This window comes from Streptomyces dengpaensis (assembly GCF_002946835.1).
Classification (GTDB): domain Bacteria; phylum Actinomycetota; class Actinomycetes; order Streptomycetales; family Streptomycetaceae; genus Streptomyces; species Streptomyces dengpaensis.
On record NZ_CP026652.1, the window covers coordinates 3,465,816 to 3,491,532 of the forward strand.

Sequence of the window (25,717 nt, forward strand, 5' to 3'; positions counted from 1 at the left end):
GAGAATCACACGCAAGGACCGAACCGCATGCCGATGCCCGGAGACCACCACCAGCTCGCTCCGGCCACAGCCGCCCCCAAGGACATCGAGTGGCGTCTACCGCGTCACGCCCGCAGCATGGGCAGAGCCCGAACTCTCCTCCGGGAACAGGCCACTTCATGGAAACTCCCGGACGAACTGACGGAGACGGCCGTCCTCCTCCTCAGCGAGCTGTTGACGAACGCCTACCGCCACGCGAAGGTCTCCCGGGGCCGGGAGATCTGGGCCCGCTGTGCCCTGGACAGCGACCACATCCGAGTCTGGGTGACGGACGCGAACGACACGCTTCCCACACCCCGAAGTGCATCACTGGACGACGAGTCGGGCCGAGGCCTTGCTCTGGTGGCCACACTGGCGGACGACTGGGGCGCGGCTCCTCGGAAGGTGGGCATCGGCAAAACGGTCTGGTTCGAACTCTGCCTGACGCCTCAGGCGTAGCCCTACGCGACGTCGTACAGCACATATTTTCAGCCAAGGCAGTCCCTGTCAGCCCCGCCCAACCCAAGCTCCAATATTGCACCAAAGCCACCTAAAGGAGGGCGCCTTTCGTGCCTCACCGTCTCAGGCATCCGTCTGCGCGCCGTTTCCCAGCGTGTCTGGTATCCGGCTACCCCTAGCCAGCGGCACCTCATAGGCTTTTTAAGCAACCTCAGTTCCGGCCGGAAGCACATACATGAGGTCGCCGATTACCAAAACAGCCTTGAGAGAGGTACGGATGGCCGAAGCGCCCGAGCCGGCTGAGAGCAACAAACCGGGATTCAAATCCGCCTGCAATGTGAGTGGCACAGCTAACGCAGTAATCAGCGCAATCACAGGAGCTGCAGTGACGGTCGCCCTTACCATCGCTTTCACACCCAACCCGCAGCCCACAATCGTCCACGATCAAGCGTGTCAGTCCGGGCCGACTTACGCGAATACCGCCAGCAGCTCGTGACCGCATCGCTTTGCATTCACTAAACGGTTGGGGTCGTTCAACTATCGGCGACCCCAATCACGCTAGCTCACACCAATCGGAGCCAGCAGCGCGAGCACCGACCCTTGTTTGACGAGGGCAGACTTCGCCAACTCTTCCTGGATGATCATCTCGCGGGCCTCCAGTCCTGCCACCAGGTCGACAACAAGCCTCTGCTCTGCGACCGGCGGACAGGGCACGGGCATCGCCTTCAGATCCGAAATTCCAATCGTGGCCAGATTGGTGGTTTGTTTAGCGATCCCGGAAATGTATTGCCGCCCCACAGGGGATGACATATAGATAGCGAGAAATTCTGGGATCATCTGGCTGCGATCACATCGCACGCGGAACACGTGGTTCTGATAAACGCATGGACTGATTCGCGCATCCCAGACAGCACCACGTCCAAGTTTATCAAAATCTCCCCCCTCCGTGAGAAGCAGATCACCTTCTCGCAAAAGGTATCGATCAACCTCTCTATGAGGGACTCGAACAGTCTTCATGCTATCAATATCAATGAAGCCGTCTTGCACATTAGCAACCCGCAAATATGGAAGCTCGAGCGACTCCGCTTCGGAGATCGTCCGCCCAAGAGTGACACCACCGCTCACCTCGGCAATGTCCCTGAGTAGAGTGACTTGACTGGATTGGATTTCGATTGATCCCAAGGCTTCGGGGTCATCGGTGAAAATCTCGGCTAGATGACGTCGGATCGACTCGTGCCGAGCTTCGATATCACTCAGCGACACCCCGTACTTCCCGTCCCACACCCGATATGCCTCCGCCAACTCCCGCTGACGCCGCACGACATGTCCGCCCAGCTTCCCGGCGAGGTCGTCCCGCAGGATTCCCAGGACCACGTCCCGTTCCCCCGCAGCCTCGGCCACGGCCCGGCGAGCCCGTTTCAGCCTCGGCTCGGGCGCGGCCACGGACACAGCCGCCTCAGCGTCGTCCCCCTCAACGGGAAGCGTCAGCAACGTCTCCTTATGAACTTGCGCCACAGCCGCAGTCCCGGCCTTCTGTTTCGCCTTCTTCTGCTGCTCTTCCTTCTTCCGCCGAACCCCCGGCACCGGCCAGAAGTCGTTCTCCAACTCCTCGATGACCTTCTTCGCCGCAGTCCGCCGCTTCTTCAGATCGCGCATCTCCGCCTCGCCGAGGACCGCCTCGACCAACACGGGGTCGATCTCCCCCGGCTCAGCCGAGTCCTCGCCGTCCTCCAAGGACTCCCCGGTTTCGCTGGCTTCGCCGGTTTCGCCGGCCTCCGCCGCAGCCCGAGCCGCCGCCAGCGCGGCCTCCGCCTCCAGCCCGGCCTTCACCTTCGCGTCCAGCTCCGCATGCGTACGGTCCGCCGAGGCCAGTTCCTCCAGGAAGTCGGGGGCAATGGCCGCGATCACCTTGTGGCCGTACGCCTGCCGCCGTTCCGCCGCCGTGCGGTCGCGCGCACCGCCCGTGCGCGGGTCGGGCTCGGGCGCGAGCATGGTCTCGACCGTCTCGACCCAGCCGTCGACGACACCGGAGAAGCCGTTCACCGACAGCGCCTTCAGCTCGTTCTTGGCGTCGTGCCACCAGCCGGCGACCGCACCGGCGAGGGCGTACTTGTCCAGCAGCCCGACCCGCAGCAGACGTTCCCGGAAGGAGTCGATCAAGTCGGCACGCAGACGGGCCAGTTGGGCCTTGCGCTCGTGCTCCGTGCGGTCGTCTCCCTCGATCGGCTCCAGCGCGGCGATCTGCTCCGTCTCCGACTGCCACCACTCTTCGAAGGCGGCCCACAGCTTCTGCTCACGCGCGCTCGCCAGCTCGGCCAGCCGTGCCGCGTCCGGCCGCTCTCCCTCGGCGAGGAAGTCGACGTACTCGGGATCGTCCTCGCGGACCGCAAAGAGATCCTGAACCCCGATGCCGTACGCGTCCAGCAGCGGCTTCTTGGCCTCGATCTCGGCGACCGGGACGCCGCCCACGAGGTGTGCCCGTACGTCCTGCGGCTCGGGCGGCGGGGTGTTGTCGACGTAGCGGCGGATGTTGAAGTTGAAGTCGTTCTCCTCCAGCTCGGAGCGGTCGACCACGCGGGCGAAGCCCTCCGCGTCCTTGAAGGCGTGGAAGGTGGAGACGATCTTCTCGACGTGTTCGGGCAGGAGGACGTTCTGGGCACGCTCCGCGTGGAACTCCCGGTCCGCGTTGATGAACAGGACCTTGCCCCGCCGGTCCTGCTGTTCCTTGCGGCCGGGCGCGCGCAGCACGATGACGCAGGCCGGGATGCCGGTGCCGTAGAAGAGGTTCGGAGCCAGGCCGATGACCGCCTCGATCAGGTCGTGCTGGAGCAGTTCCGCACGGATTTTGCGTTCCTCGCCGCCGCGGAAGAGTACGCCGTGCGGCATGACAGTGAAGACGGCTCCCGCCCGCTTCTTCACCATGTCCAGCATGTGCTGGAGGAACATCAGGTCGGCCTTGCCGCGCTCGGACGTCTGGCCGTGCGGCATCCGCGTCAGCAGGTCCGGCACCTCGGACTGCTTGTAGTCCATGGAGAACGGCGGGTTGCTGAGGACCAGGTCGAAGTCCCGCTCGGGGTGCAGCGGGTTGGTGAGAGTGTCACCGGTCCTCAGGGAGAAGTGCTTGGCTCCGTGGAAGAGCATGTTCATGGTGGCCATGACCCAGGAGCCGCTGTTGGCGTCCTGCCCGGCGAGCAGGAGGTCGTCGGAGTCCTCGCCGTGCTCGTCGATGTACTCCATGGCGTGGATGAGCATGCCGCCGGAGCCGACGCACGGGTCGTAGATACGCATGCCGCCGTGCGGCCGGGCCAGCTCGACCATCATGCGGACGACGGAGCGCGGGGTGTAGAACTCGCCGCCCTTGCTGCCGGCGGAGTCCGCGAAGTCCTTGATCAGGTACTCGTACGCGGCACCGATCATGTCGGGGAACTCGAAGTCGTCCCCGCGCAGCCGGATGCTGCCGAAGTGCTCGATCAGGGCGGCGAGACGTTTGTCGGCCAGCTCGGCAGCGGAGCCCTTGCCGCTGCTGCCGCCGCCGATGCGGTTGAAGTTGACGTGCCCGAACAGACCACGGAGTTCGCTGTTGCCCTCCTGGTTCTCCAGCTCGTCCAGGGCGGGCTGGAGATACTCTATGGCCACGTTGTCGACGGCACCGGCCAACCGCTCCCAGCGGGCCTTCTCCGGGACGAAGATGACCCCGCGAGGGCGGTAGAACTCGAACTGCTCCGCGTCGTCCTCGGCGTCCTCGCGGCTCTCACCGGCCTTCAGCCGCTCCGCGATGATCGCCTCGCGCGCGGCCTCGAACTCGTCGTTGACGCGTTTGAGGAAGAGCAGCACGAAAATGAAGTCGCGGTACTCGGCGGCGTCCATCGTGCCGCGCAGGATGTCCGCCGCCGCGAAAAGATGGCGTTCCAACTGCGCGAGCGTGAGCTTGGCCACGTACGGCACACTCCCCTGGGTGACTGGCTCTGTCCGGTTGCACCGGGAAGCCTACGGCCTGACGGACTGGGGAATTCGCCGTGTACGAGAAGTCACCGTAGGTGGTCGGCACCGGTGACCGATTCTGGTCATCGAGTTCGGTGAGCGATCCCCGCCGGGACCCGAAGGGCTCAGTAGTCGATCACGTCGAGGCCGTCCTCGACGAAGCTCCACACGTCGGTGTAAGGGTCCCATCGGTTCTGATCGGGGCCCCTGTGCCCCGCACTGATCTGCTTGGCATGCTGCCGGGCCTTCTTGTACTTCCCCTGCAGCTGGCCGGGCATGACCCGCTTGGCGAGCTCCGGCGAGACGGACCGAATGGTCGGCCCGTAGGTCTGGGCGAAGCCGGTCTGGTTCTTCAGCCGGGCCGCCGCGCTGTCGCAGACTCCGCCGAAGGTGCTCGTGTAGTTCTGGTAGTGGAGCAGGCGCCACAGCTCGAAACACGGGTGGGAGTACGCGACGTGCAATTCCGCCTTACGTGCCCGCGCGAAGGCGGTCGGAATGTCCTCGTGCTGGTCCCGGTCGAAGAGGCACCACACCTGGGGCCAGTTCCAGCCCTTGGGGTCCAGCTTCGCCTTCTTGGCCGCCCTCTCGACCTCGGTCCACTTGCCGATGGCCTCGTCCACGAGCGGCAGCGGCTTGCGGCGCTTCGACGGCGCGTTCAGGTTCTCGACGCTGCAGATGACCTCGCGGCCCTGCTGGGCGCGGCTGCCCTGAGCGGTGACGAACTCGATGAATTCCGGCTCGGTGACCTCACCCTCGGTGAAGACGTACACCTCACGCGGACGATCTTGAGGCAGCACCCTCTTGTGCCGGCCTGTGATGTTGTCCCGCCCCTTGTCCCTCGCCATCAGGAACGCTCTGCCTCCTCTGCCAGTGCCGACATCACTCTGCGACCGATCTGTCCTTGCGTCACCTTCGGAACGGCGCCAAAAGCCCCGGCGAGGTAGGAGTCCATGAGGTCCTCGTCGGGACCGGGCTCCGCATCACTCAGTGGGTACAGCTCCGTGGCGCCGCCCGCGTCCTTCTCCGTCAGCCAGATCTGGCCCGGCTCCAGAGGGCGACCGCCTCTAGGCGACTTGAGCAGCGACGGAGCATGAGAGGTGAAGACCAGTTGCGCACCCTTGGTGTTGATCCAGGGCGCCTGGAAGAGCCGTAGGACCTCTGCGGCGAAGCGGGGATGGAGGCTGGAGTCGAGCTCGTCGATCAGCAGGACGGCACCCTTGTCCAGCGCCAGCAGCAGTGGTCCGATCAACGCGAACCACGAGCGTGTACCGAAGGATTCGCGCTGCCAGTCCAGTGCGACCGGTTCGTCGGAATCGCTGCCGTGCAGCAGTCGCACGAGCGGGGTCTGCCCCGGGCGCTGTTCCACCTCCGCACCCCGGATACCGAGATCGGCGACACGCAGCAGTTCCTCGATGCGGTCGCGAGCTCGCTCGTCCAGCAGTTGCCGGGCGGTGTACGCCTCGCGCTGCGTACGTTCGGTCTCCGGCGTGACATCCCACAGGTTCTGGTTGAACCAGTCGTAGATTCTGGTGAGTTGCTGGTGGTTGTCGTTGGCCGCCCGGCTGAGCAGGAGGGCGTTCGGGCGCGTGGTCCGGGCAAGGAGGGCGCGATCGTGAATACGGTCGCCGGGGAACTCGAAGACGTTGTCGCGCGTGGCGTCGCGGTCCAGCCACACCTGGCGCCGCCCCTTGGGATAGGCGTGAAGCCATTCGGACTCCACGACCCTCGGTCCGAGCTCGAACCCATAGGTCCAGCGGACTCCGTCTTCGAGTACGAAGTCGGCTTCGTAGAAGGTGCTTTCCGCGACCGACTTCGGGTCGAGCGCGAACTCCTCCCGGGGAATCCCCTGGTACGACGTCCACTGGGCGTACGAACCGAGCACCGCTTCCTTCATCTTCTTCAGCGCGACGATGACATTGGACTTGCCCGAAGCGTTCGCACCGAAGATGCCCAGGAGCGGATAGACCTGGAGCGACTTTCCGTCGGACAAGGTCAGCGTGCGTGCCGCGTCCGACTCCTCGCCCTGCGGCACCACGAAGGACAGCTCCTGCTCGTCGCGCAGCGATCGCACGTTCGCCACGCGGAATCGCAGCAGCATGCCGTCCTCCTCTCATCGCGCACAGGGTATCCGTGTGATCGCGTACGCGCCTACTGGACGGTCACATCGGCCCGGGACCCGAGCGGGTCAGACGAGCCGTCGTGCCGTAGCCCACCGTGTCAGCTCGTGCCGGTTGGACAGCTGGAGCTTCCTCAGGACCGCCGAGACATGGGACTCGACCGTCTTGACGGAGATGAACAGCTGCTTGGCGATCTCCTTGTACGCGTACCCGCGGGCGATGAGGCGCAGGACCTCGCGCTCGCGCTGGGTGAGACGGTCGAGGTCCTCGTCGACGGGCGGGGCGTCGGTCGAGGCGAAGGCGTCCAGGACGAAGCCGGCCAGGCGGGGCGAGAAGACCGCGTCGCCGTCCTGGACACGGAAGACGGAGTCGACGAGGTCCGTGCCGGTGATCGTCTTCGTGACGTATCCCCGCGCGCCGCCCCGGATGACGCCGATGACGTCCTCCGCCGCGTCCGAGACGGACAGGGCCAGAAAGCGGACGGGCTGCTCGGCGTCGGCCATCAACGGGGCGCAGCGGCGCAGCACTTCGACACCGCCGCCGCCCGGCAGGTGGACGTCGAGCAGGACGACCTCGGGCCGGGTGGCCGTGATGACCGTGACCGCCTGGTCGACGTCGGCGGCCTCGCCGACCACCTCGACGCCGGTCCGCTCGGTCTGCCCGATCTCGGCCTGCACGCCCGTACGGAACATCCGGTGGTCGTCGACGAGGACGACCCGCACGCGACGCCCGCCTGCGGCGGCACCCGCCGGCTCGGTCTTGCCCGTGGCCTCCGCGGATGCGGCGGCCGAGGGGGTCTCCTCGGCCGAACCGCCGGACTCCACAGGCCCGTTCGCGTCGCTCATGACGTCTTCTCCGCCCTCTCCATCTCCAGCTCGACCTCCGTGCCGCCGTCCGGCACCGCGCGCAGTCGCGCCGTGCCGCCGTTGCGCTCCATGCGGCCGATGATCGATTCTCTGACGCCCATGCGGTCGACGGGTATCGCGTCGAGGTCGAAGCCGGGGCCGCGGTCGCGGACGGACACGAAGACCGTCCTGCCCTCGACTTCGGCGTAGACCTGTACGGCGCCGCCCTCGCCACCGTACTTGGCCGCGTTCACCATGGCTTCCCGCGCGGCCTGCATCTGTGCGGTCAGGCCCTCGTCGAGCGGGCAGTCGCCGACGACCACGACCTCGATGGGGACGCCGTGCTTGTCCTCGACCTCCGCGGCATGGCGGCGGACCGCCTCGGCGAGGGTGTCGGGCTCGTCGGCCTCGTCCTTCCCTGTGCCCTCCGGCTTGTAGAGCCAGGCCCGCAGGTCGCGCTCCTGGGCGCGGGCCAGCCGTCGTACCTCATTGCCGTTGTCCGCGCTGCGCTGGATCAGGGTCAGGGTGTGCAGCACGGAGTCGTGGACATGGGCTGCGACCTCGGCCCGCTCCTGGGCGCGGATGCGCATCAGGCGCTCCTCGGAGAGGTCCTGGGTCATGCGCACAAGATAGGGACCGGCGAGCAGCGCTATGCCGACCAGGACAGCGAGCGCGGCCTGCAGCACGGAGCCGAGGTGGGCCGCGGAGCCCTGGAGCACGAATATCCCCGTGACGCCCGCGGTGACGAGCAGGACGCCCACCGCGGAACGCAGCAGCGTGAGCGTACGACGACGACGGCGGCCGACCTCCATCCAGCGGGCCCGCCGCGCGTTGTCCGCCTGGCGCCAGACCAGGGCGACGCCCGCGCCGACGAGGACCGTCGGCCACAGATAGGCCGTGGCTCCCCCGCCGAGGTTCACATTGCCGACGAAGACCAGGGCCACGACGACCATGAGGAGCAGCGCGAGGATCTGGCCCTTGTCGGGCTTACGGGCCACGAGTCTGCGGCGGCCGTCCGGGGCGGTCTCGGTGCTGACGAATGCCGGTGGCCGCTGGGCGCCGACTCCGCCGACGCCGAGCGGCACGAAGAACCAGAACGCGGCGTACAGCAGCGCCCCCAGACCGTCGGCCATGAACAGTCCGACGAACACGAGCCGCACCCACACGACGGGCAGTCCGAGATGCCCGGCGAGCCCTCGCGCCACGCCTCCGAGCCAGCGTCCGTCGCTGCTGCGGTAGAGCTTGCGCGGGGGCCGCGGGTCGTCGAGGGGCAGGGCTGCGGCTTCCGGCATGCCATCGATGTTCACACGCCCGGCGGCCCGGGACATCAGGGTTGGCCCCCGAGACGCCCCTGATCTTCCAGAGACCGGTGATCGAACGGTTCCCTTCACCCGTCTCAGGGCCGATATCAGGGTTCGGCCAGGGTCATCCCGACTGCCGCCGCGCCGCCTCGCCCGTCACCATGGACGCATGACAGATCAGCAGCACGCGGCAGCGGAGCCGGACCCCGGCCCCGGCCCGGGCGCCCCTCCCCCGGGCACCGGGCCGCGGGACGCCGTGCCGCCGGCCCCGGGCCCCGCCGAAGGTGAGGAGCCGCGCGCGCACGAGGACCCGACCGGGCCCACGGATCGGACCGACCCCACCGAGCCCGCGGACTCGGTCCCCTCGGCACCCGCGGACCCGTCCGCCGCCCCCGGCGAACCCGGCGCCGGCGGACCCGAGGCCCCCGAGGTCCCGCGCAAGTTCCGGCGCGACCACCGGCAGAAGATGCTGGGCGGAGTGTGCGCCGGACTCGGCCGGCACTGCGACATGGACCCGGTGATCTTCCGGATCGTGCTCGCGGTGCTCTCCGCGACCGGCGGCATCGGCCTCATCTTCTACGGCTTCGTGTGGCTGTTCGTCCCGTACGACGACGAGGAGGAGAACGAGGTACGCAAGCTGCTCACCGGCCGCGTCGACGGCCAGGCACTCGCGGCCGTGCTCTTCGCGCTCGTCGGCTGCGGAGTGTTCCTCTCCATGCTCAACAACGGCGGAGTGCTGACCTTCGCCGTCGTCCTCTCCCTCCTCCTGGCCGGCGCGGGGTACTGGTCGCAGCAGCGCGGCGCCCCCGACCCGCTCGCCGCCCAGGCGGTCGCCGACGCCCCGCCCGAGGCGCAGGCGCCGCCCGTCCCCGACTCGTACCCCTCCTGGTGGCGCGACCCGATCGTCAAGGACGGATCGCATGTGGGCGGCACCGGCTACCTGTGGGGCCCGAAGGACGCCAGGGACCGTGACGTAGCGGCGGCGATCAACATCGCCCGCGGCACCACCCGCCCCGACCTGCGCGGTACTCGCGAGCCGAGGCCCCAGGGCCCGCGCTGGATCGGCGGCAAGCTGTTCCTCCTCACCCTCCTGGCGGGCGGCCTGGGCACGGGCCTGACGTGGGACGACCACACACTCGGCACCAGCCTGCAGACCGGTCTGGCCTGCGCGCTGATCGTGCTGGGCCTGGGCATAGCCGTCAGCGCCTTCCTCGGACGCACCGGCGCGGGCTCCATCATCCTGGCCGTGCTCATCTCGGCCCTGCTGGGCGCGTCGGCGGCACTGCCCAAGGACATCACCACCCACTGGATACGCACCGAATGGACGCCCACCGCCACGGCCGACGTCCAACAGACCTACGACCTCGGCACGGGCGTAGGCACCCTGGACCTCACCCGCCTGGACCTCGCCAAGGGCCAGACGGTGACGACGACCGCGGAAGTGGGCGTGGGCCAACTCAAGGTCCTGGTCCCCGAGGACGTCACCGTGAAGCTGAACGTGGACGTGGGCGTCGGCGACATCCAACTGCCGGGCGACGACAAGAAGGATGTGGACGTGGAGCCGGGCAAGAGCAAGCAGGTGACGCTGATACCCACGACCGCCGACCAGAACGGCGGCACGCTGAACCTCGACCTGCACGTCGGCGTGGGACAGGCGGAGGTGACCCGTGCTACGTCATGAGGTGATGCCGGGCAAGCTGGTCGCGGGGCTCTTCCTCACCGCCGCGGGTGTCATCTACGCCGGTGACGCGGGCGGCGCCTGGGACACACCGTGGTTCGTGGTGATCCCCGTCGTCACGGGCGGCCTCTGCCTGGCGGCCACGGTGGCACTCGTCACCCGCGCCCTCCGCAGACGCCGCCCCGAACCCGGGCCGCCGCCCGCGACGTGAGCCTAGCGATAACCCCCGGCGCCTTGCCGGCGCCGGGCTCGCAGGGCCGCGTCCACCGAGAAGACCGAAGCACCGGCGAGGACGAACGGCAGCCAAGCCATCAGGTAGGCGAGGTCGTTGCCGTAGTAGTAGGGATCGGTCGCCCAGCTCACTGTCAGCCACAGGCTCAGCGAGATGAGCGCGCCGCCCAGCGCGGCGAGGCGGGCCAGCAGGCCGATCAGGATGCCGATGCCGACGGCCAGTTCACCGAAGGCGATCGCGTAGCCGAAGCCGACGGGGTTCTTCAGGGACAGGTCGACCAGGGCCGGGATGGCCGACGAGTCGCGGACCGTGCGCATCATGTCCCCGATCGAGCCGGCGCCCGATTCCTTCATGAAGGCGCTGTCGGTGAGTTTGTCCAGGCCGGCGTAGATGAAAGTGACGCCGAGGAAGACGCGTAGGGGGAGCAGTGCGTAACGGGTGGCTGTGTCCCGCCAGTCCCGCCTCTCATCGAGGTAGGGGGTGTGCGTATCCGTGCGCATACCGTGCGTCATCGCTCTCCGCCGCCTCTCGCCCGCCTGCCGTGACCCCTCAACAGACCATACGTACGACAACCGGCCCCGGCTCAATCCTCGGGGGGCCCACTTTCCCAACGTTGGCCCATCGCCGCCGCCCCAATACCACCCCGGCACCAGCGCCCCCGTTTTTCGCCCCCGCCGCCCCTACCCGTCCCATACCTGGGGGCTGCCGCCCCCAGACCCCCGCTGTTGGCCCGAACGGCCTCGTCCTCAAACGCCGGACGGGCTGAAAAACTTCGCCGCCCGGGGTGGAGGGGTCAGCGAGGTGGGTGGGTGCACGGCCCGCTGCCTCGTCCTCAAACGCCGGACGGGCTGAGGGGGTGCACCCGCAGTCGCCAGCGCACGGAAGGGGCCGTGCCGTGCCGGTACATCACATGCCCGTCGCTTACGCCCGGATCTGGAGACGAATCCCCATAAGCCAACGTCTGATTCAGCGGCGACGGGCGGATGAACCGGCACGGCACGGCACGGCCCCGACCCACCCACCCCGCGGACAGCGAACCGGTCAGCAACAGCGGCAGCGAACCGTCAGTCCGTCACATCGATCACGCAGCGGTTCGTCTCCACCCCCGCCGCGGTAACGACCTGCACCTCCACCCGCCCCGGCTCCACATCCACCGGCACAGGCACAGTAAGCACCGCATCCGTGGGGTTACTGAACCCCCCCGCCACCGGCACCAACGGCACGTGCACATGCACCGCCCCGATCCGGACCACCATCCGCGACAACCGATCCGCCGTCGTCGCCCCGGGCGGCACGAATCCGGCCCCCCGGATCTCGATGTCGTCGCCGGTGCGGATCGGCGCGTCCAGGTCGCCCGCCTCGCGGGAGCGGACCACGGAGAGGATCACCGGCCGCCCGCCCTCGGCGTATTTCCCGGCGAGATACGTCGCGGCAGAGACCAGCACCAGCAGCGCCAGCCCCCACGGAAGGTCCGGCAACTGCGACGGCCGCCGAGCCAGCCGCACCGCCGCGAACAGCAAAGCAGCCGCACCGATCACCACGTACTGGATGTCGGCGAAGCTCCCCCGCCCGGAGTCGTCCGTGAGCAGATCGGCCGCGCGCGGACGGTCCGCCCGTACCTTCTGCAGGCGCTGCCCCAGCACCCGCAGCCCCACCACCCGCCGCACCAGCACGGCAACCCCGCACACCACGGCGACGACGGTCACCACACCGGCGCCCCGGGCGAGTTCGAGGCCGGCGATCAGTTCGTCCCGCGAGCGGTGCGCGGAGGCCGCCGCGAGCTGCCCCACCAGCACGAGCACCGCGTACACCACGAACAGCACCCACCCCACCGCCATCGCCCGCGAGGTGGAGAGACGGTTGTCCTCGCCGATGACAGGGGCGAGGGCACCGCCCCGCGCCCGGTGCCAATAGCCCGCACCGGTCAGCAGCCCGCCCACCAGCACCGCGGCGAGCAGCCCGGACGTCCGCGCGGCCGTCCAACCCACGCCGATCGCGGTGAGCGCCTGCACCAGGAGCAGCGCCGCGACGGCTCCCGACACCACCCAGGCCGTTGGCAGCCACAGCCGCCCCAGCCACGCCTCGCCCTCGACCCGCCCGCGTTCGGCGACGGCATCGGCGGACTGGGTCAGTTCGTCGGAAACCCACTGCCGGGACGCGGACGCGGAGTGTGCGACGGCGGCGGGCAACCCCTGCCCGGACGCCAGCTCATCGCGCCGGGCGAGGAATTCGGCAACGGCCCGCCGATGCCCCTCCCGGGCCCCGTGCGGACAGTCCCCACAGGTGCAGCCCCCCGCATGCGCCCCCTGCCCGGCACCGGACTCCGCACCGCGGCCGGCACCGCGCCCCGCACCGCGCTCCGCACCGTGTCTCGCCTCCTGCACCGCCACGCCCGCTGCCGCCTTCCCCACGCCAAGAACTCCCGTGCGGCAGACTTCCGCACGCCTTCGTACACCGTCGTACGACTCCGCACGCCTCCGTACACCTTGGTACGCCCCCGCACGCCCCCGCACGCCTCCGTACGATTCCGCACGCCGTCGTACACCTTCGTACGACCACGCAAGCCCAACTGCCGGACAGCCGGCCACCGGTCACAGGCCCACCGGACAACTGCCCCGTGATGACAGCGAATTGTGCCGTACGGAACACCGCCCGCATCCGGCAGGTCTGGTCAACGCGGGTGAAGTGCGTTTACCCCGTGTTGACCTGGCTGCGAGAATTTCTCCATGGCCGAGATCATCCAGCGCGACGGGACCTGGGCCTTCGACGGCAGCACGGTCAGGATCACGCCGGGACTCCGCCGGTCCGTGCCGCTGTTCCGGCAGACGTACGGAGAGATCGCCGTCCCCCTGGAGGCGATCTCAGGCATCGTCTACGAACCTGAACGCAAGCGCGGCCGCCTGCGCCTCAGGCTCCGCGAGGGCGCCGACCCGCTGCTGCAGGCGACCGGGGGCCGGCTGCCCGATGCGGCCGACCCCTACAAGCTCACGGTCGACATCGACCGTTCCGGGGTCGCCGAGTACATCGCCGAGGAGATCCGGCATGCCCTGCTCCTGGAGCAGATCCCCAAGGAACCGGCCAAAGCCTATCTCCTCTCCGGCCCGCCCGTCCCGGTGTCCGTCCGTTCCAGCGACGGCACCGTCTCCTTCGACGGCGCGCAGGTGCGGATCGACTGGGCGGACACCTCCGACCGGGTCAAGCGGGCGACGGGGCCGCGGATCATCGCCATCGGCGACCTCGTGCAGGTCGAGTGGCTGCCCAACTCCGGTTACGAGGACGGCTTCATGCGCTTCGTGACGCGCGAGGCGGCCTTCTCCAAGCTGCCGCCCGAGAAGGACCCGTACGCCCTCGACCTGTGGGGCAGCGCCCGCCGCGACCTGCTCACCGCGCTCGTCGCCACCGCGGTCACCGCACGCCTGCCGCATCCGTCCACCCGCACGGGCGAGTACGCCGACCGCCCGCAACTCGCCGCCTCCGTACCGCCCCCGGCCGACCACCACGACGTACTCCTGCGTCGTCTGCGGGAGTTGGGCGAGCTGCACCGCGACGGGGTGCTGACGGACGAGGAGTTCGCCGCCACGAAGGCGGCGGTCCTGCGGGGCTTCTAGGGACCCCGCTAACTGAGCAGGTCGGGTTCGCTGCGGCTGATGTCCTGCCACAGCGGCTGGTAGTTGATCCACGCCACCAGGTCGCCGCCAAGCTGTTCGCGTGTCGCGACCGCCTGCTTGTGGTCGATGATGATCGGCCTGCCGGCGGCCCGCGCGGTGAGCTGAACCTGGCTGGAGCGCTCCATGGACAGGAACCACCAGGCCGCCGCGTCCACCGAGTCGCCCACCGTCAGCAGCCCGTGGTTGCGCAGGACGAGCGCCTTGCGGGTGTCGAGCGCGGCGGCGATCCGGCGGCCCTCCTCGGCGTCGACGGCGACGCCCGTGTACGCGTCGTACAGCGCGTGGTCCTCGTAGAACGCGCAGCTCTCCTGGGTGATCGGGTCGAGCAGATCACCGAGCGCGGACAGGGCGCGCCCGTGTACGGAGTGGCAGTGGGCGACGGCGACGACGTCGGGGCGGGCGGCGTGAACCTGGGCGTGGACGGTGAACGCCGCCTGGTTCACGTGGTAGCGGCCCTCGATCACCTGTCCGTCCTGGTTGGCCATGACGAGGTCGCTCACGGTGACGTGCTTGAACGGCATCCCGAAAGGGTTCACCCAGAAGCAGTCGCTGTACTCCGGGTCGCGCGCCGTGATGTGCCCGGAGACCCCGTCCTCGAATCCAAGCCGCCCGAAGATCCGCAGCGCCCCGGCCAGCCGTTCCTTGCGGTGCCGCCGCTCGTCCTCCGACGACTCGTGCATCGGCGGCATGGCGAACCGCAGCCGGTCGGTGGGCAGGGGAAGGGGCGGGGTGGGCCCGTGCATACGGCCTCCAGCACTGGGTTCCTTTACGGGGCGGAAGTTACCGTCGGTCAGCCCAAGAGGACAGAGCTGTTGTGTAAAGGTGACGTGCGCAACGATGACGTACGCGACCCGTACGCGGCGGATACCCGACGACACGCTACGGATACCCGTCAGCACGCTGCGAATACCCAACGGATACCCGGCAAAAGGTGTCGGGTATCCGCGTCACACTCCCCGTATGAGCCACACGAACTCTGCGCACGCGACGAACTGGGCGGCCTTCACCTCCGCGGAACCGGCCCTCGCCAAGACGGTCGAGGACCGCTTTGGGACCTTCACGCACCACATCCTGGCGACCCTCCGCAAGGACGGTTCCCCCCGCACCACCGGCCTCGAGGTGCGGTTTCTGGACGGCGAGCTGTGGCTCGGCATGATGCCGAACTCCCTCAAGGCCCTCGACCTGCGCCGCGACCCGCGCTTCACGCTCCAGGCGAATCCGGGGTCGGGCACGGACATGGGCGGCGGGGACGTCCGGATCAGCGGGCGGGCGATCGAGACCGGCGACGACGATCCGGCTGCGAAGGCCGCGTACGTGAAAGAGGTGGAACCGCCGGAGCCGTTCCACCTCTTCCGCACCGAGCTGACGGAGGTCGTACGGACCTACGTCAAGGACGACACGTATCTGGTCGTCGAGATCTGGAAGCCAGGAGAGCCGGTGCGCACTCTCAGGCGGAAGTAGCGCTGAGGACTACTCCCACTCGATGGTCCCCGGCGGCTTCGACGTCACGTCGAGGACCACCCGGTTGACGTCCGCGACCTCGTTCGTGATCCGCGTCGAGATCTTGGCGAGGACGTCGTACGGGAGACGGGACCAGTCGGCCGTCATCGCGTCCTCGCTCGACACCGGACGGAGCACGATCGGGTGGCCGTACGTCCGGCCGTCGCCCTGGACGCCCACGCTGCGGACGTCCGCGAGCAGGACCACCGGGCACTGCCAGATGTCGCGGTCGAGGCCGGCGGCCGTCAGCTCCTCGCGGGCGATGGCGTCGGCCTCGCGGAGCAGGTCCAGACGCTCCTTGGTGACCTCACCGACGATACGGATGCCGAGGCCGGGGCCCGGGAACGGCTGGCGCTGGACGATCTCCTCCGGCAGGCCGAGCTCCTGGCCGACCATCCGGACCTCGTCCTTGAAGAGCTTGCGCAGCGGCTCGACGAGCTCGAACTCGAGGTCCTCGGGGAGGCCGCCCACGTTGTGGTGGGACTTGATGTTGGCCGTGCCGGTGCCGCCACCGGACTCGACCACGTCCGGGTAGAGCGTGCCCTGCACCAGGAAGGCGACGTCCTCGCCCTCCGCGGCCTCGACGATGATCTCCGCCTGCGCCTGCTCGAAGACCCGGATGAACTCCCGGCCGATGATCTTCCGCTTCTCCTCGGGGTCGGAGACCCCGGCCAGCGCGTCGAGGAACCGCTCCTGCGCGTCCACGACCTTCAGCTGGACGCCGGTGGCCGCGACGAAGTCCTTCTCGACCTGCTCGGTCTCGCCCTTGCGCATCAGACCGTGGTCGACGTACACGCAGGTCAGCTGGGAGCCGATGGCCTTCTGCACGAGGGCCGCGGCGACGGCGGAGTCCACACCGCCGGACAGCCCGCAGATGGCGCGCTTGGTGCCGACCTGCTCGCGGATGGCCGCGACCTGCTCCTCGATCACATTGCCGGTGGTCCAGGACGGGGTGAGCCCCGCGCCCCGGTACAGGAAGTGTTCGAGCACCTGCTGGCCGTACGTGGAGTGCATGACCTCGGGGTGGTGCTGGACCCCGTACAGCTTCTTCTCGTCGTTCTCGAAGGCCGCGACCGGGACGACGTCCGTGGAGGCCGTGACCGTGAAGCCCTCGGGGGCGGCGGAGCAGGCGTCGCCGTGCGACATCCACACCGGCTGCTCGTCCGGGGTGCCCTCGAACAGGGTGGAGCCGGACTTCGAGACGTACAGCGGCGTACGGCCGTACTCGCGGGCGCCGGTGTTGTCGACCGTGCCGCCGAGGGTCGTCGCCATCAGCTGGAAGCCGTAGCACATGCCGAAGACGGGGACACCGGACTCGAAGATCTCGCGGTCCAGGCGCGGGGCGCCCTCCGCGTACACCGACGACGGGCCGCCGGAGAGGATGATCGCCGCCGGGTTCTTGGCGAGCATCTCCGCGACCGGCGTGGTGCTGGGCACGATCTCGCTGTAGACCCGGGCCTCGCGGACGCGACGGGCGATGAGCTGGGCGTACTGCGCGCCGAAGTCGACGACCAGGACGGTGTCGGGGGCGGCGGCAGCGGGAGTCGCTGATGACACGGGTTGCCTTCCGGCGGTGAGCAAGGGGTGTGTGGTGCCGATTCTACCGGGGGCTGGAGTGGAGGTGCCTACGCCGAGTTTTTCGCCCCCGCCGCCCCTGTCCTTCCCGTACCTGCCATACTGCTCCCATGCTCACGCACGCGACCTTCGTCTTTACCTATGGCAACCGGCCCACCGGCTGCCATGGTCGTGCTGCTTGAGCAACTGACAAGCGACTTCCCAGGCGCCCCGGGCCGACAAGGCCCGGGGCGTCTGCCGTTTCCGGGCACTGCCGCTCCGGGGCACTCCCAGCAGAGGAGCCCCACCATGGCCGACGTACTCGACAAGACCGGCGCCCGCACCGACGAGGCCGCCGACGTGATCACCGGCGCGCGCGAGCGCATCGACGCTCTCGACGACCGGATCATCGGTCTCGTCCAGGAACGGATGGCCGTCTCGGCGGTGATCCAGGAGGCCCGGATCTCCTCCGGCGGACGCCGGGTGAACCTCTCGCGCGAGATGGAGGTTCTCGGCCACTACAGGGACGCCCTGGGCAAGCCGGGTACGTCGCTGGCCATGACGCTGCTGGAGCTGTGCCGAGGCAGGATCTGAACCCGTACACGGCGTACGCACGTACGCATTCCCTCTCACCCGTACGGCGCGTGACCGGGCCGTCGCGGGCTTCGTTGGTCCCGGTGTCCGTGTCAGCCAGGGGCGGGCCCGAAAGAACCACGCGTGGCTCCGCTGGAGCGATGAGACGTACGGATCGTGCTGTGCGTCGTGGGACCTCGCTCCAGGGTTGTGGCCGGACGGCAGGGGACAGCAGTCCGGTCACTCATGAGAACGGTCGGCTCCGGGGACGCCCGGGGCCGGCCGGCGGAATCTCTTCCGAGGTGGTCCAGGCGGTTGCGGAGGCCGGCGCCCATCCAGCACGATGCCAGAACAGCCCCATCCCACGGCACGTCCCCAGCAGACAACCGCACCCGTATCCGTACCGCCCGGTCGTCCGATCCGTACGGGTCGATCCGTACTGGCCGGTCTGTACTGGCCGGTCTGTACTGGCCGTCCGCCAATGGTCGACACCATGCGCGCGCCCCAAGTGCGCCGGGGCGCACGACCGGCGGTCACCCGGACCCGCGGCGCATCCCCCGGCGCCGTACCGAGGCACCGGCGCTGCCCTGACGTCGGTGCTGACGAAGAAGGGCCCCGCAGCTCCGTCCTGCGGGGCCCTTCGCCGTACCACTGCCCGTGCTCAGGTGCGGGACACCGTCCCGCAGGAGTCCGCGGCGGAGTTCCGGATGTCGCGGCTGCGGTCGTACGGGTCGACCGTGGGACCGCTCGGGGCCGCTCCGCTGGGGGCGGACGAGGGGAACTGCGGGTGCAGGAAGCCGTCGTAGACGTCGCACGCGGAGTTGGACAGATCCTGGTCGTACCGGACGATCGCCAACTTGCCGGGGGTGGCCTGGTACTTCGTCCGGTCGGCGACCTCCACGTCGAGGACGCGGCGCACGATCGTGCGGGTCACCTCGGTCCGCCCGTCGGCCGGGGTCAGCGGATAGACGAAGGTGTAGTCGACGTGGATGGCGACGGACGCGTGCTCGCCCGCCTTGAACGTCATCCGGCCACGGGTCTTGACCACGTCCCCGACCAGCCGTGCCTCGTCCGGGTCGAACCGGCTGAAGAGCGCCAGCGGATCACTGTCCTTGCCCGGCTTGCGCAACCAGCTGTTCGCGTCCTCGAGCATCCCGGGCTGTTTCGGGTCGAGGGTGCCGAGTGCGGCCTCGGGGCGATCGCCGCGCAGGGTCGCCGGGTTGAGGTTCGCGTCGACGAGAAGGGTCTTCGTCTGCCGCAGCGCGGTGGCCACCTGAGCCTGCGTCAGTGAGCCGACCGGCGTGGCCTTCGGTACGACGATGCCGGACGCGCCGTCGGCCCAGCGCTCGGCGGGCGATCCGGCGAACGGCCGGTCCAGGGTGGGGGTGTCGGACGCGACGGCGGAGGGCGCCGCGGTCGGCCGCGCGGTCTCATCGGGCAGCTGGGAGGCAGCGCCGGGGCCGTCGGACGGCGAGGACGACGAGGACGCGGTACCGAACGGATCGCCGGGCAGCAGGGACGGCTTCATCGCCACCACCGCGACGGCTATCGCGAGCGGCACGCCGATGACCGCCCAGAGGCGACGGCGGCGGGCGGCCCGGCCGTTGATCTCCTGCAACGCGGGGCCGGTTCGCCAGCCCTCCGGCTGAACGCCGCGCGCGTCCTGCTGCCGCAGCCGTTCCGTCACCATGCGCGCCCGCGCGGACGGCTCCTTCGGGGCCGACGTCCGGATGTCGCGCTCGCTGTCACGGGCGAACTGTTCCCACACGTCGTCAGGGACAGCGGACTCCCCGACTCCTCCAGATCCTCCAGCTCCCGCGGCGCCGCTGGACTCCCCTCCCCCAACTCCCGTAGCGCCACCGGGTTCCCCAACTCGCCCGGATCGCCCGGCTTCCCCCGCTTCCCCGGTGCCCCCGGGCTGCTTGTCAGACACGAGCGACATTTCTAGGCGATTCGAAAGGCTGTCCACAAGTCACACCCCGGTGTGACCCAGCCCACATAAAAATCCTGTGAGTGGGCGCACAACCCTTCACATACCTCACCGGTCACACCTGCAGAACCAACGGCCATACCCGCGCCCCACACGCGGAGGCCTCACCTATACGAGCCCATACGAGCGCCGCGGCGTCGCGGTGCACCCGGACTTTTCGAGGTCTTCATGAAGCTTCGCCGTGCCATGGCCGCTGCGGCTGCGACGGCCGTCATAGCCCCGCTGGCGCTGTTGTCGGCGCCGACCGCGTTCGCGACGGACGAGACTCCGAGCACGTCGACGAGCAGCCCGGCGGCCGACGAAAGCACCCCCGCCGCTGACGACAGCACCCCCGCGGCGGACGAGAGCACTCCCGCCGCTGACGACAGCACCCCCGCGGCGGACGAGAGCACCCCTGCCGCCGACGAGAGCACCCCGGCGGCGGACGAGAGCACTCCCGCCGACGACGAGAGCAGCCCCGCGGCCTCGCCGAGCCCCAGCGAGAGCGCCCCGGAGGACGACGTCGACCTGTGCGTCGACGAGGACGGCAACGACCTCACGCAGCTCAGCGACGACCTGACGAGCGGCCTGTCGGGCCTGCCGGAGACGATCGTCGCGGGCAGCGGCTGGACCAACTTCCGGTTCAACGTCTCCAACAAGGGTGACCACGACATCGAGGACATCGCCCCGATGATCGGCGTCGCGGCGATCGGCTGGGACGAGAAGGACTACTCCGGCGAGATCACCGTCCAGGTCCTCGACAAGGCCAGCGGTCAGTGGCGTGAGGTCGCCGGTGCCGCGGGCGAGGGTGGCACGTTCACCTCGTTCTCGCTCGGCGCGGACCAGTCGACCTCGTACCAGCTGCGGCTGCGTGTCAGCGGCAAGGTGCCGGACGCCATCGGCGTGACCGGTGGATTCGCCCAGTACTCGGACGAGAGCGGCTGCTGGATCGCCGACGACCCGAACGGCTGGCTCTACTTCTTCGACGTCCTCGCCGCCGGCTCCGACGCGGGCAACCCGCCCGACGCCAAGCCGCAGACCGGCGGTCAGACGGAGATCGAGGAGGTCAAGGCGGTGGAAGCCACCGGCAGCCTCGCCGAGACCGGCTCCAACTCCGCCCTGCCGATCATCGGCCTCGTCGGCGGTGTCGCCGTCGTCGCCGGTGCCGGTGCGGTGTTCGTGGTCCGTCGCCGCAACTCGGGTGCCGCGACCGCGTAAGGCGGTAAGCCGCTGACCACGTAGGCATCACGCCTCGTACAAGAAGAAGGACCTGCGCTCGGAGGGGGGCACAGGTCCTTCTTCGTATATACGGTCCTTCGTGTATACGGTCCTTCTTCGTACGTACGGTCCCCCTTCGGCTGTCCCGGGTAGGGGGTTACGGCTTCGGCGGCACCGTCGGCATCCCCAGGAACGGCAGCTTCAGCGCGCCGAACGCGTCCGCGGGCACGGCGGGCTGGAGCGGCTCGACCGGCTTGAGGCGCTCGTACGCCGCTCCGGGCGCCGGACGGGGGTCGGCCTCGCCCTTGTTGGGCCAGTACGACATCGCGCGCTCGGCCTGGGCGGTGATGGTCAGGGACGGGTTGACCCCCAGGTTCGCCGACACCGCCGCGCCGTCGACCACCGAGATGCCCGGGTGGCCGTACAGCCGGTGGTACGGGTCGATCACGCCCGTCTCGGGCGAGCCGCCGATCGGGCAGCCGCCGAGGAAGTGCGCGGTGAGCGGGGTGCCCATCAGCTCGCCTATGTTGCTGCCCGCGAAGCCGTTGATCTCGGCGGCGAGCGCGGAGGCGGCCTCCGAAGCGGCCTTGATCTGCTTGGGGTTGGGCGCGCCGTGCCCCTGGCGCGCGGTCAGCAGCCCCTTCCCCACGCCCTTCGGCTTCAGGTACGTCGTCAGGGAGTTGTCCAGCGACTGCATCACCAGGCCGATGATGGTCCGCTCCGACCAGCGGCGCTTGGAGAGGGAACGCGCCACCAGCAACGGGTGCCGGGCCACGTTCGCCAGCCAGGCCATCACGCGGGAGGAACTCTCCGCGTAGGGGACCTGGAGGATCGTCAGGCCGCCCATCGAGTTCGAGCCCTTGCCGTAGCGGACCGGCTCGATGTGCGTGTTCTCGTCCGGGTGGACCGAGGACGTGATCGCCACGCCCTGCGTGAAGTCGGCCTTCGGCGTGCCGTGCGCCTTGCGGTAGCGGCGGTCGGTGGTCTGCGCGCCCACGAGCGCCTCGGAGTTGGTACGGGTCAGCACGCCCAACCGGTGCGAGAGATAAGGCAGTTGGCCGTTCGCCTTCATGCGGTGCAGGAGCGTCTGCGTACCGTACGTACCGGCGGCGAGGACGACCCGGCGGGCCGTGAAGAGCCGCCCGTTGCCCTTCTTCTTCGCGTCCGTCGGCAGGGTGGCGACCGCGTAGCCGCCCTGCGAGTCATCGGTGACGGACACGACGGTCGTCATGGGGTGCACGACCGCGCCCGCCTTCTCGGCGAGGTGGAGGTAGTTCTCGTTGAGGGTGTTCTTCGCGCCGTGCCGGCATCCCGTCATGCACTCACCGCACTCGGTGCAGGCGTTGCGGGACGGGCCGGCGCCGCCGAAGTACGGGTCGGCCACCTGCTCGCCCGGCTTCGCCTTCGCCGCCCCGTCGGAGTCCTTGCCGTCACCGAAGAAAACGCCGACCGGGGTCATGTGGAAGGTGTCGCCCACACCCATCCGCTGCGCCGCCGCCTTCAGGTGCACGTCGGACGGGGTCATGGTCGGGTTGAGCCGTACGCCGAGCATGCGCTGCGCCTGGTCGTAGTACGGCTTCAACTCCTCCTGCCAGTCGGTGATGTCCTTCCACTGCGGGTCGTCGAAGAACGGCTTCGGCGGTACGTAGAGGGTGTTGGCGTAGTTCAGGGAACCGCCGCCGACGCCCGCGCCCGCCAGCACCATCACGTTGCCCAGCAGATGGATGCGCTGGATGCCGTACATGCCGAGCTTCGGGGCCCAGAGGTAGTTCTTCAGGTCCCAGGAGTTCTTGGGGAGCGTGTCGCGGGTGAAGCGGCGGCCCGCTTCGAGGACGCCGACGCTGTACCCCTTCTCCGTCAGACGCAGGGCGGTGACGGAGCCGCCGAAGCCGGAGCCTACGACGATGACGTCATAGTCGTACGCCGGCTCGTTGTCCCGCTTCGCGTGGTCCTGCTTCCCGTTGTCCTGCTCGGGGACAGAGCTCTCCTGTGACACGTGCTGCTCTCCTCGTTGAGAACGGTTCGCGGCGGCTCGTTGAGAACGGTTCGCGGTGGCCTGGCGAAGGCGGAACACCTTCATGACCTTTCGCGGCGGCCTAGCGAAGGCGCAACACCTTCATGACCTTGAGACTCCGGCTCATGAACGCCGCGTACTTCTCGTCGTCCATGCCGAGCGACGGCGCCATCGGCAGCAGCCGCTGGTGGGCGACCGTCTGCGCCTCGGTGTACTTGAGGATGCCCTCGGAGCCGTGGCGGCGGCCGAGGCCGGAGTCCTTCATGCCGCCCATGGGCGACTGGACGCTGCCGTACGCGGGCGCGTAGCCCTCGTTGACGTTCACGGTCCCGGTGCGCAACCGCGCCGCGACCGCGCGTCCGCGCCGCCCGTCCTTGGTCCATACGGACGAATTGAGGCCGTACGGCGTGGAGTTGGCGAGTTCGACGACCTCGTCCTCGGTCTTGAACCGGTAGAGGGAGACGACGGGCCCGAAGGTCTCCTCGGCGCAGACGGCCATCGGGGCTTCGACTCCGTCGAGGATGGTGGGCTCGAAGAAGTAGCGGCCGATGTCGGGCCGGGCGACACCGCCGGCGACGACCTTGGCCCCCTTCGCGACGGCCTCCTCCACGTGACGCGTGACGGTCTCCAGCTGCCGCTCCCCGACGAGTGAGCCCATGTCGGCCCCGTAGGCGAGGGACGTGCCGAGCCGCATGGCCTTGGTGCGCGCGGCGAACCGCTCGGTGAACGCGTCGGCGATGGACTCGTGGACGTACAACCGCTCGATGGAGATGCAGAGTTGACCGGCGGAGGAGAAGCAGGCACGGACGGCGCCCGCGGCGGCCTTGTCGATGTCGGCGTCCTCGAGGACCACCATGGCGTTCTTGCCGCCGAGTTCGAGGGAGACGCCGACGAGGCGGGCAGCGGCGCTCTGGGCGACCTCCCGTCCGGTGCGGGTCGAGCCGGTGAAGGAGACGTAGTCGGCGTGCTTGACCACCTCCGGCCCGACGACGGGACCGTCCCCGATGACGACCTGGAAGACCTCGGCGGGCAGCCCGGCCTCGATGAGCAGGTCACGCGCCCACAGGGCGGTGAGGCAGGTCTCGGTGTCGGGCTTCATGACGACCGCGTTGCCCGCGACGAAGGCGGGGAGCGCGTCGCCGACGGAGAGTTCGAGCGGGTAGTTCCAGGGCGCGATCTGGCCGACGACGCCGCGCGGGTGGCGCAGTTCGGTGACCTTGGTGAGGGTCGGGACCGCACCGGTGTGCCGCTTGGGGCGGAGATACGCGGGCGCCTTGCGCCCGTAGTGCCGGGCGGCGACGGCCACGGCCTGGACCTCCTCGTGCGCGTGGAGGCGGGCCTTGCCGGTCTCCAACTGGATCAGGTCCAGCACCTCGGCCTGGCGGTCGAGTACGAGATCGTGGAAGCGGAGGAGCACGGCGGCGCGCTGCCGTACAGGGGTGGCGCCCCAGGCGACTTGGGCCGCGCGGGCGCGCTCGAAGGCGGTCGCGACGTCGTCGGGGGTGGACTCGGGCAGGTCGGCCAGCTTCTCGCCGGTGAACGGCGTGTGGTTGGCGGTACGTCCGGAACCGACGACACCCTTGGTGAGCTGGGCGACCAGCTCGGGGGTGACGACGTCGGCGGCGGTACGGGCCCCTGCGGGGGCGGGCGCGAGGGGGTTGGTACCGGTGGTGGCCGCCGGTGCTTCCGCGCGGGGGGTTTCCTCGGCCTGCGTTTCTTCGGCCTGCGTTTCCTTGGCCTGGGTTTCCTTGCCCTGCGTTTCCTCGGCCTGCTCCGGGGCCTGCGAGTCCGTCATGGGCCGCAGGGTATGCCCGGGCGGACGCTTTGTGTACCCGTCGGTAATCGCCTTTCACGGAGTGCACACATGCTGCCAGTGATCGCTGGCAGCAAAGTCCCTGATCAGGGCGTGGCCGGGTGGGACGATCACGAGTAGGTCACTCTGCCGGATCTCCGGCGGAGCGCTCCTGGCCTTCACCGGCCGGGTGTACGGCGAACCCCGAGGTGTCGAGCTCGAAGTCGAACGGCGCGGGCACGTGCAGCGACCGCCCGAAGGGGACGGTGGTCCGCGACCGGTACCCCTTGGCGGACGGGTCCCAGAAGGCGGTGACCTCCTGGGCCTGCATGTCGAGCACGAGGTAGACGGGCACCACCCGCCCGTAGGTGTCCAGCTTGTCGAGCCAGTCGGCATCCTTGGTGGAGTCGGAGGTCAGCTCGGCGACGAGGGAGAGGGCGGCGCCGTCGGCGTGGCGACCTTCCGTGTCGAAGGCGGCTTCGTCGGCTACATGGAGGTCTGGACCGAACCCGCGCTCGGAGCCAGCGAATGTGAAGAGAAACGGTGCCACATCGACGTCATGCCCAGCCGGAGCATGCGGCTCCAGCTGCAACCGCAGCGACTTCATCACCTTCTTGTAGCGCAGCTTCGACCACGGCGACACGACGATCTTCCCCCGGATGAGTTCGGCCTTGTAGCCGTCAGGCGTGTCCAGCTCTTCGACGATCCGGAGCATGTCCTCGAAGGCTCCGGCCGAAGGAGCGTCTATGGCCGTCGGGCGCTCGCTCATGATGGTCACCGCGGTCCTCCACTGACTAC

The 25,717-nt window shown here is 69.1% G+C and carries 20 protein-coding genes; 7 read left to right on the top strand and 13 right to left on the bottom strand.

Features of this window, described 5'->3' with window-relative positions:
- The first annotated feature begins 27 nt into the window (after positions 1-27).
- Positions 28-477 carry an ATP-binding protein gene (locus C4B68_RS15710; protein WP_306511194.1) on the top strand — a complete coding sequence of 150 codons (450 nt, stop codon included), beginning with the start codon at positions 28-30 and terminating at the stop codon, positions 475-477.
- A 558-nt stretch (positions 478-1,035) separates the two neighbouring features.
- On the opposite strand, the gene C4B68_RS15715 is transcribed toward C4B68_RS15710, so the two are convergent.
- The 5 genes from C4B68_RS15715 to C4B68_RS15735 all read right to left on the bottom strand — a co-directional run bounded on the left by C4B68_RS15715 (position 1,036) and on the right by C4B68_RS15735 (position 8,748).
- Positions 1,036-4,413 (bottom strand): N-6 DNA methylase, encoded by a 3,378-nt coding sequence (locus C4B68_RS15715; RefSeq protein ID WP_099500782.1) that lies wholly within the window; start codon positions 4,411-4,413, stop codon positions 1,036-1,038.
- A 170-nt stretch (positions 4,414-4,583) separates the two neighbouring features.
- The gene (locus tag C4B68_RS15720; protein WP_099500695.1) at positions 4,584-5,303 is read right to left on the bottom strand and encodes an RloB family protein; all 720 of its coding nucleotides are present in this window, start codon (positions 5,301-5,303) and stop codon (positions 4,584-4,586) included.
- On the bottom strand, positions 5,303-6,556 hold the full coding sequence (locus C4B68_RS15725) for an AAA family ATPase (RefSeq protein WP_099500694.1): 1,254 nt from the start codon (positions 6,554-6,556) through the stop codon (positions 5,303-5,305). Before C4B68_RS15725 ends, C4B68_RS15720 begins: the two co-directional genes overlap by 1 nt.
- Positions 6,557-6,643: 87 nt before the next feature.
- Positions 6,644-7,420, bottom strand: coding sequence for a LuxR C-terminal-related transcriptional regulator (locus tag C4B68_RS15730; RefSeq protein WP_099500693.1), 777 nt, complete (start codon positions 7,418-7,420; stop codon positions 6,644-6,646).
- Entirely contained in the window at positions 7,417-8,748 is a 1,332-nt protein-coding gene (locus C4B68_RS15735; RefSeq protein WP_167459095.1) for an ATP-binding protein, read from the bottom strand. The genes C4B68_RS15730 and C4B68_RS15735 overlap by 4 nt, the downstream gene beginning before the upstream one ends.
- Before the next feature lie 142 nt (positions 8,749-8,890).
- Between C4B68_RS15735 and C4B68_RS15740 the strand changes: the two genes are divergently transcribed.
- Both C4B68_RS15740 and C4B68_RS15745 read left to right on the top strand, forming a co-directional pair.
- Complete coding sequence (locus tag C4B68_RS15740; protein ID WP_099500692.1) at positions 8,891-10,402, top strand: PspC domain-containing protein; 1,512 nt, start codon at positions 8,891-8,893, stop codon at positions 10,400-10,402.
- Positions 10,389-10,610, top strand: coding sequence for a hypothetical protein (locus tag C4B68_RS15745; RefSeq protein WP_099500691.1), 222 nt, complete (start codon positions 10,389-10,391; stop codon positions 10,608-10,610). The genes C4B68_RS15740 and C4B68_RS15745 overlap by 14 nt, the downstream gene beginning before the upstream one ends.
- Before the next feature lie 2 nt (positions 10,611-10,612).
- On the opposite strand, the gene C4B68_RS15750 is transcribed toward C4B68_RS15745, so the two are convergent.
- Both C4B68_RS15750 and C4B68_RS15755 read right to left on the bottom strand, forming a co-directional pair.
- Positions 10,613-11,143, bottom strand: coding sequence for a DoxX family protein (locus C4B68_RS15750; RefSeq protein WP_099500690.1), 531 nt, complete (start codon positions 11,141-11,143; stop codon positions 10,613-10,615).
- A 552-nt stretch (positions 11,144-11,695) separates the two neighbouring features.
- Entirely contained in the window at positions 11,696-13,021 is a 1,326-nt protein-coding gene (locus tag C4B68_RS15755; protein WP_373682201.1) for a hypothetical protein, read from the bottom strand.
- Positions 13,022-13,357: 336 nt separating this feature from the next.
- Between C4B68_RS15755 and C4B68_RS15760 the strand changes: the two genes are divergently transcribed.
- Complete coding sequence (locus tag C4B68_RS15760) at positions 13,358-14,239, top strand: DUF4429 domain-containing protein (protein WP_099500689.1); 882 nt, start codon at positions 13,358-13,360, stop codon at positions 14,237-14,239.
- Positions 14,240-14,247: 8 nt separating this feature from the next.
- Here the strand turns inward: C4B68_RS15760 and C4B68_RS15765 are convergent, their stop codons facing one another.
- Positions 14,248-15,042: a class II aldolase/adducin family protein gene (locus tag C4B68_RS15765; protein ID WP_099500688.1), complete on the bottom strand. Its 795-nt coding sequence runs from the start codon at positions 15,040-15,042 to the stop codon at positions 14,248-14,250.
- A gap of 217 nt (positions 15,043-15,259) precedes the next feature.
- Here C4B68_RS15765 and C4B68_RS15770 point away from each other — a divergent pair, with 217 nt between their 5' ends.
- Positions 15,260-15,760 (top strand): pyridoxamine 5'-phosphate oxidase family protein, encoded by a 501-nt coding sequence (locus C4B68_RS15770; RefSeq protein ID WP_099500687.1) that lies wholly within the window; start codon positions 15,260-15,262, stop codon positions 15,758-15,760.
- Positions 15,761-15,769: 9 nt separating this feature from the next.
- Here C4B68_RS15770 and guaA read toward each other — a convergent pair whose 3' ends face one another.
- A complete protein-coding gene (guaA, locus tag C4B68_RS15775; protein WP_099500686.1) occupies positions 15,770-17,356 on the bottom strand; it encodes a glutamine-hydrolyzing GMP synthase in 1,587 nt (528 codons plus the stop codon).
- Positions 17,357-17,662: 306 nt separating this feature from the next.
- On the opposite strand from guaA, the gene C4B68_RS15780 reads away from it, so the two are divergent.
- Complete coding sequence (locus C4B68_RS15780; protein WP_099500685.1) at positions 17,663-17,947, top strand: chorismate mutase; 285 nt, start codon at positions 17,663-17,665, stop codon at positions 17,945-17,947.
- 640 nt (positions 17,948-18,587) lie between these two features.
- On the opposite strand, the gene C4B68_RS15785 is transcribed toward C4B68_RS15780, so the two are convergent.
- Positions 18,588-19,694: a hypothetical protein gene (locus C4B68_RS15785; protein WP_099500684.1), complete on the bottom strand. Its 1,107-nt coding sequence runs from the start codon at positions 19,692-19,694 to the stop codon at positions 18,588-18,590.
- 390 nt (positions 19,695-20,084) lie between these two features.
- Between C4B68_RS15785 and C4B68_RS15790 the strand changes: the two genes are divergently transcribed.
- Entirely contained in the window at positions 20,085-21,113 is a 1,029-nt protein-coding gene (locus C4B68_RS15790) for an LAETG motif-containing sortase-dependent surface protein (RefSeq protein ID WP_099500683.1), read from the top strand.
- Between the two features lie 157 nt (positions 21,114-21,270).
- On the opposite strand, the gene C4B68_RS15795 is transcribed toward C4B68_RS15790, so the two are convergent.
- The 3 genes from C4B68_RS15795 to C4B68_RS15805 form a co-directional block, all read right to left on the bottom strand.
- Entirely contained in the window at positions 21,271-23,109 is a 1,839-nt protein-coding gene (locus tag C4B68_RS15795; RefSeq protein ID WP_373682198.1) for a GMC family oxidoreductase N-terminal domain-containing protein, read from the bottom strand.
- Between the two features lie 100 nt (positions 23,110-23,209).
- Positions 23,210-24,922: a succinic semialdehyde dehydrogenase gene (locus C4B68_RS15800; RefSeq protein WP_099500682.1), complete on the bottom strand. Its 1,713-nt coding sequence runs from the start codon at positions 24,920-24,922 to the stop codon at positions 23,210-23,212.
- Between the two features lie 139 nt (positions 24,923-25,061).
- Positions 25,062-25,688: a Uma2 family endonuclease gene (locus C4B68_RS15805; RefSeq protein ID WP_240634369.1), complete on the bottom strand. Its 627-nt coding sequence runs from the start codon at positions 25,686-25,688 to the stop codon at positions 25,062-25,064.
- Positions 25,689-25,717: the final 29 nt, after the last annotated feature.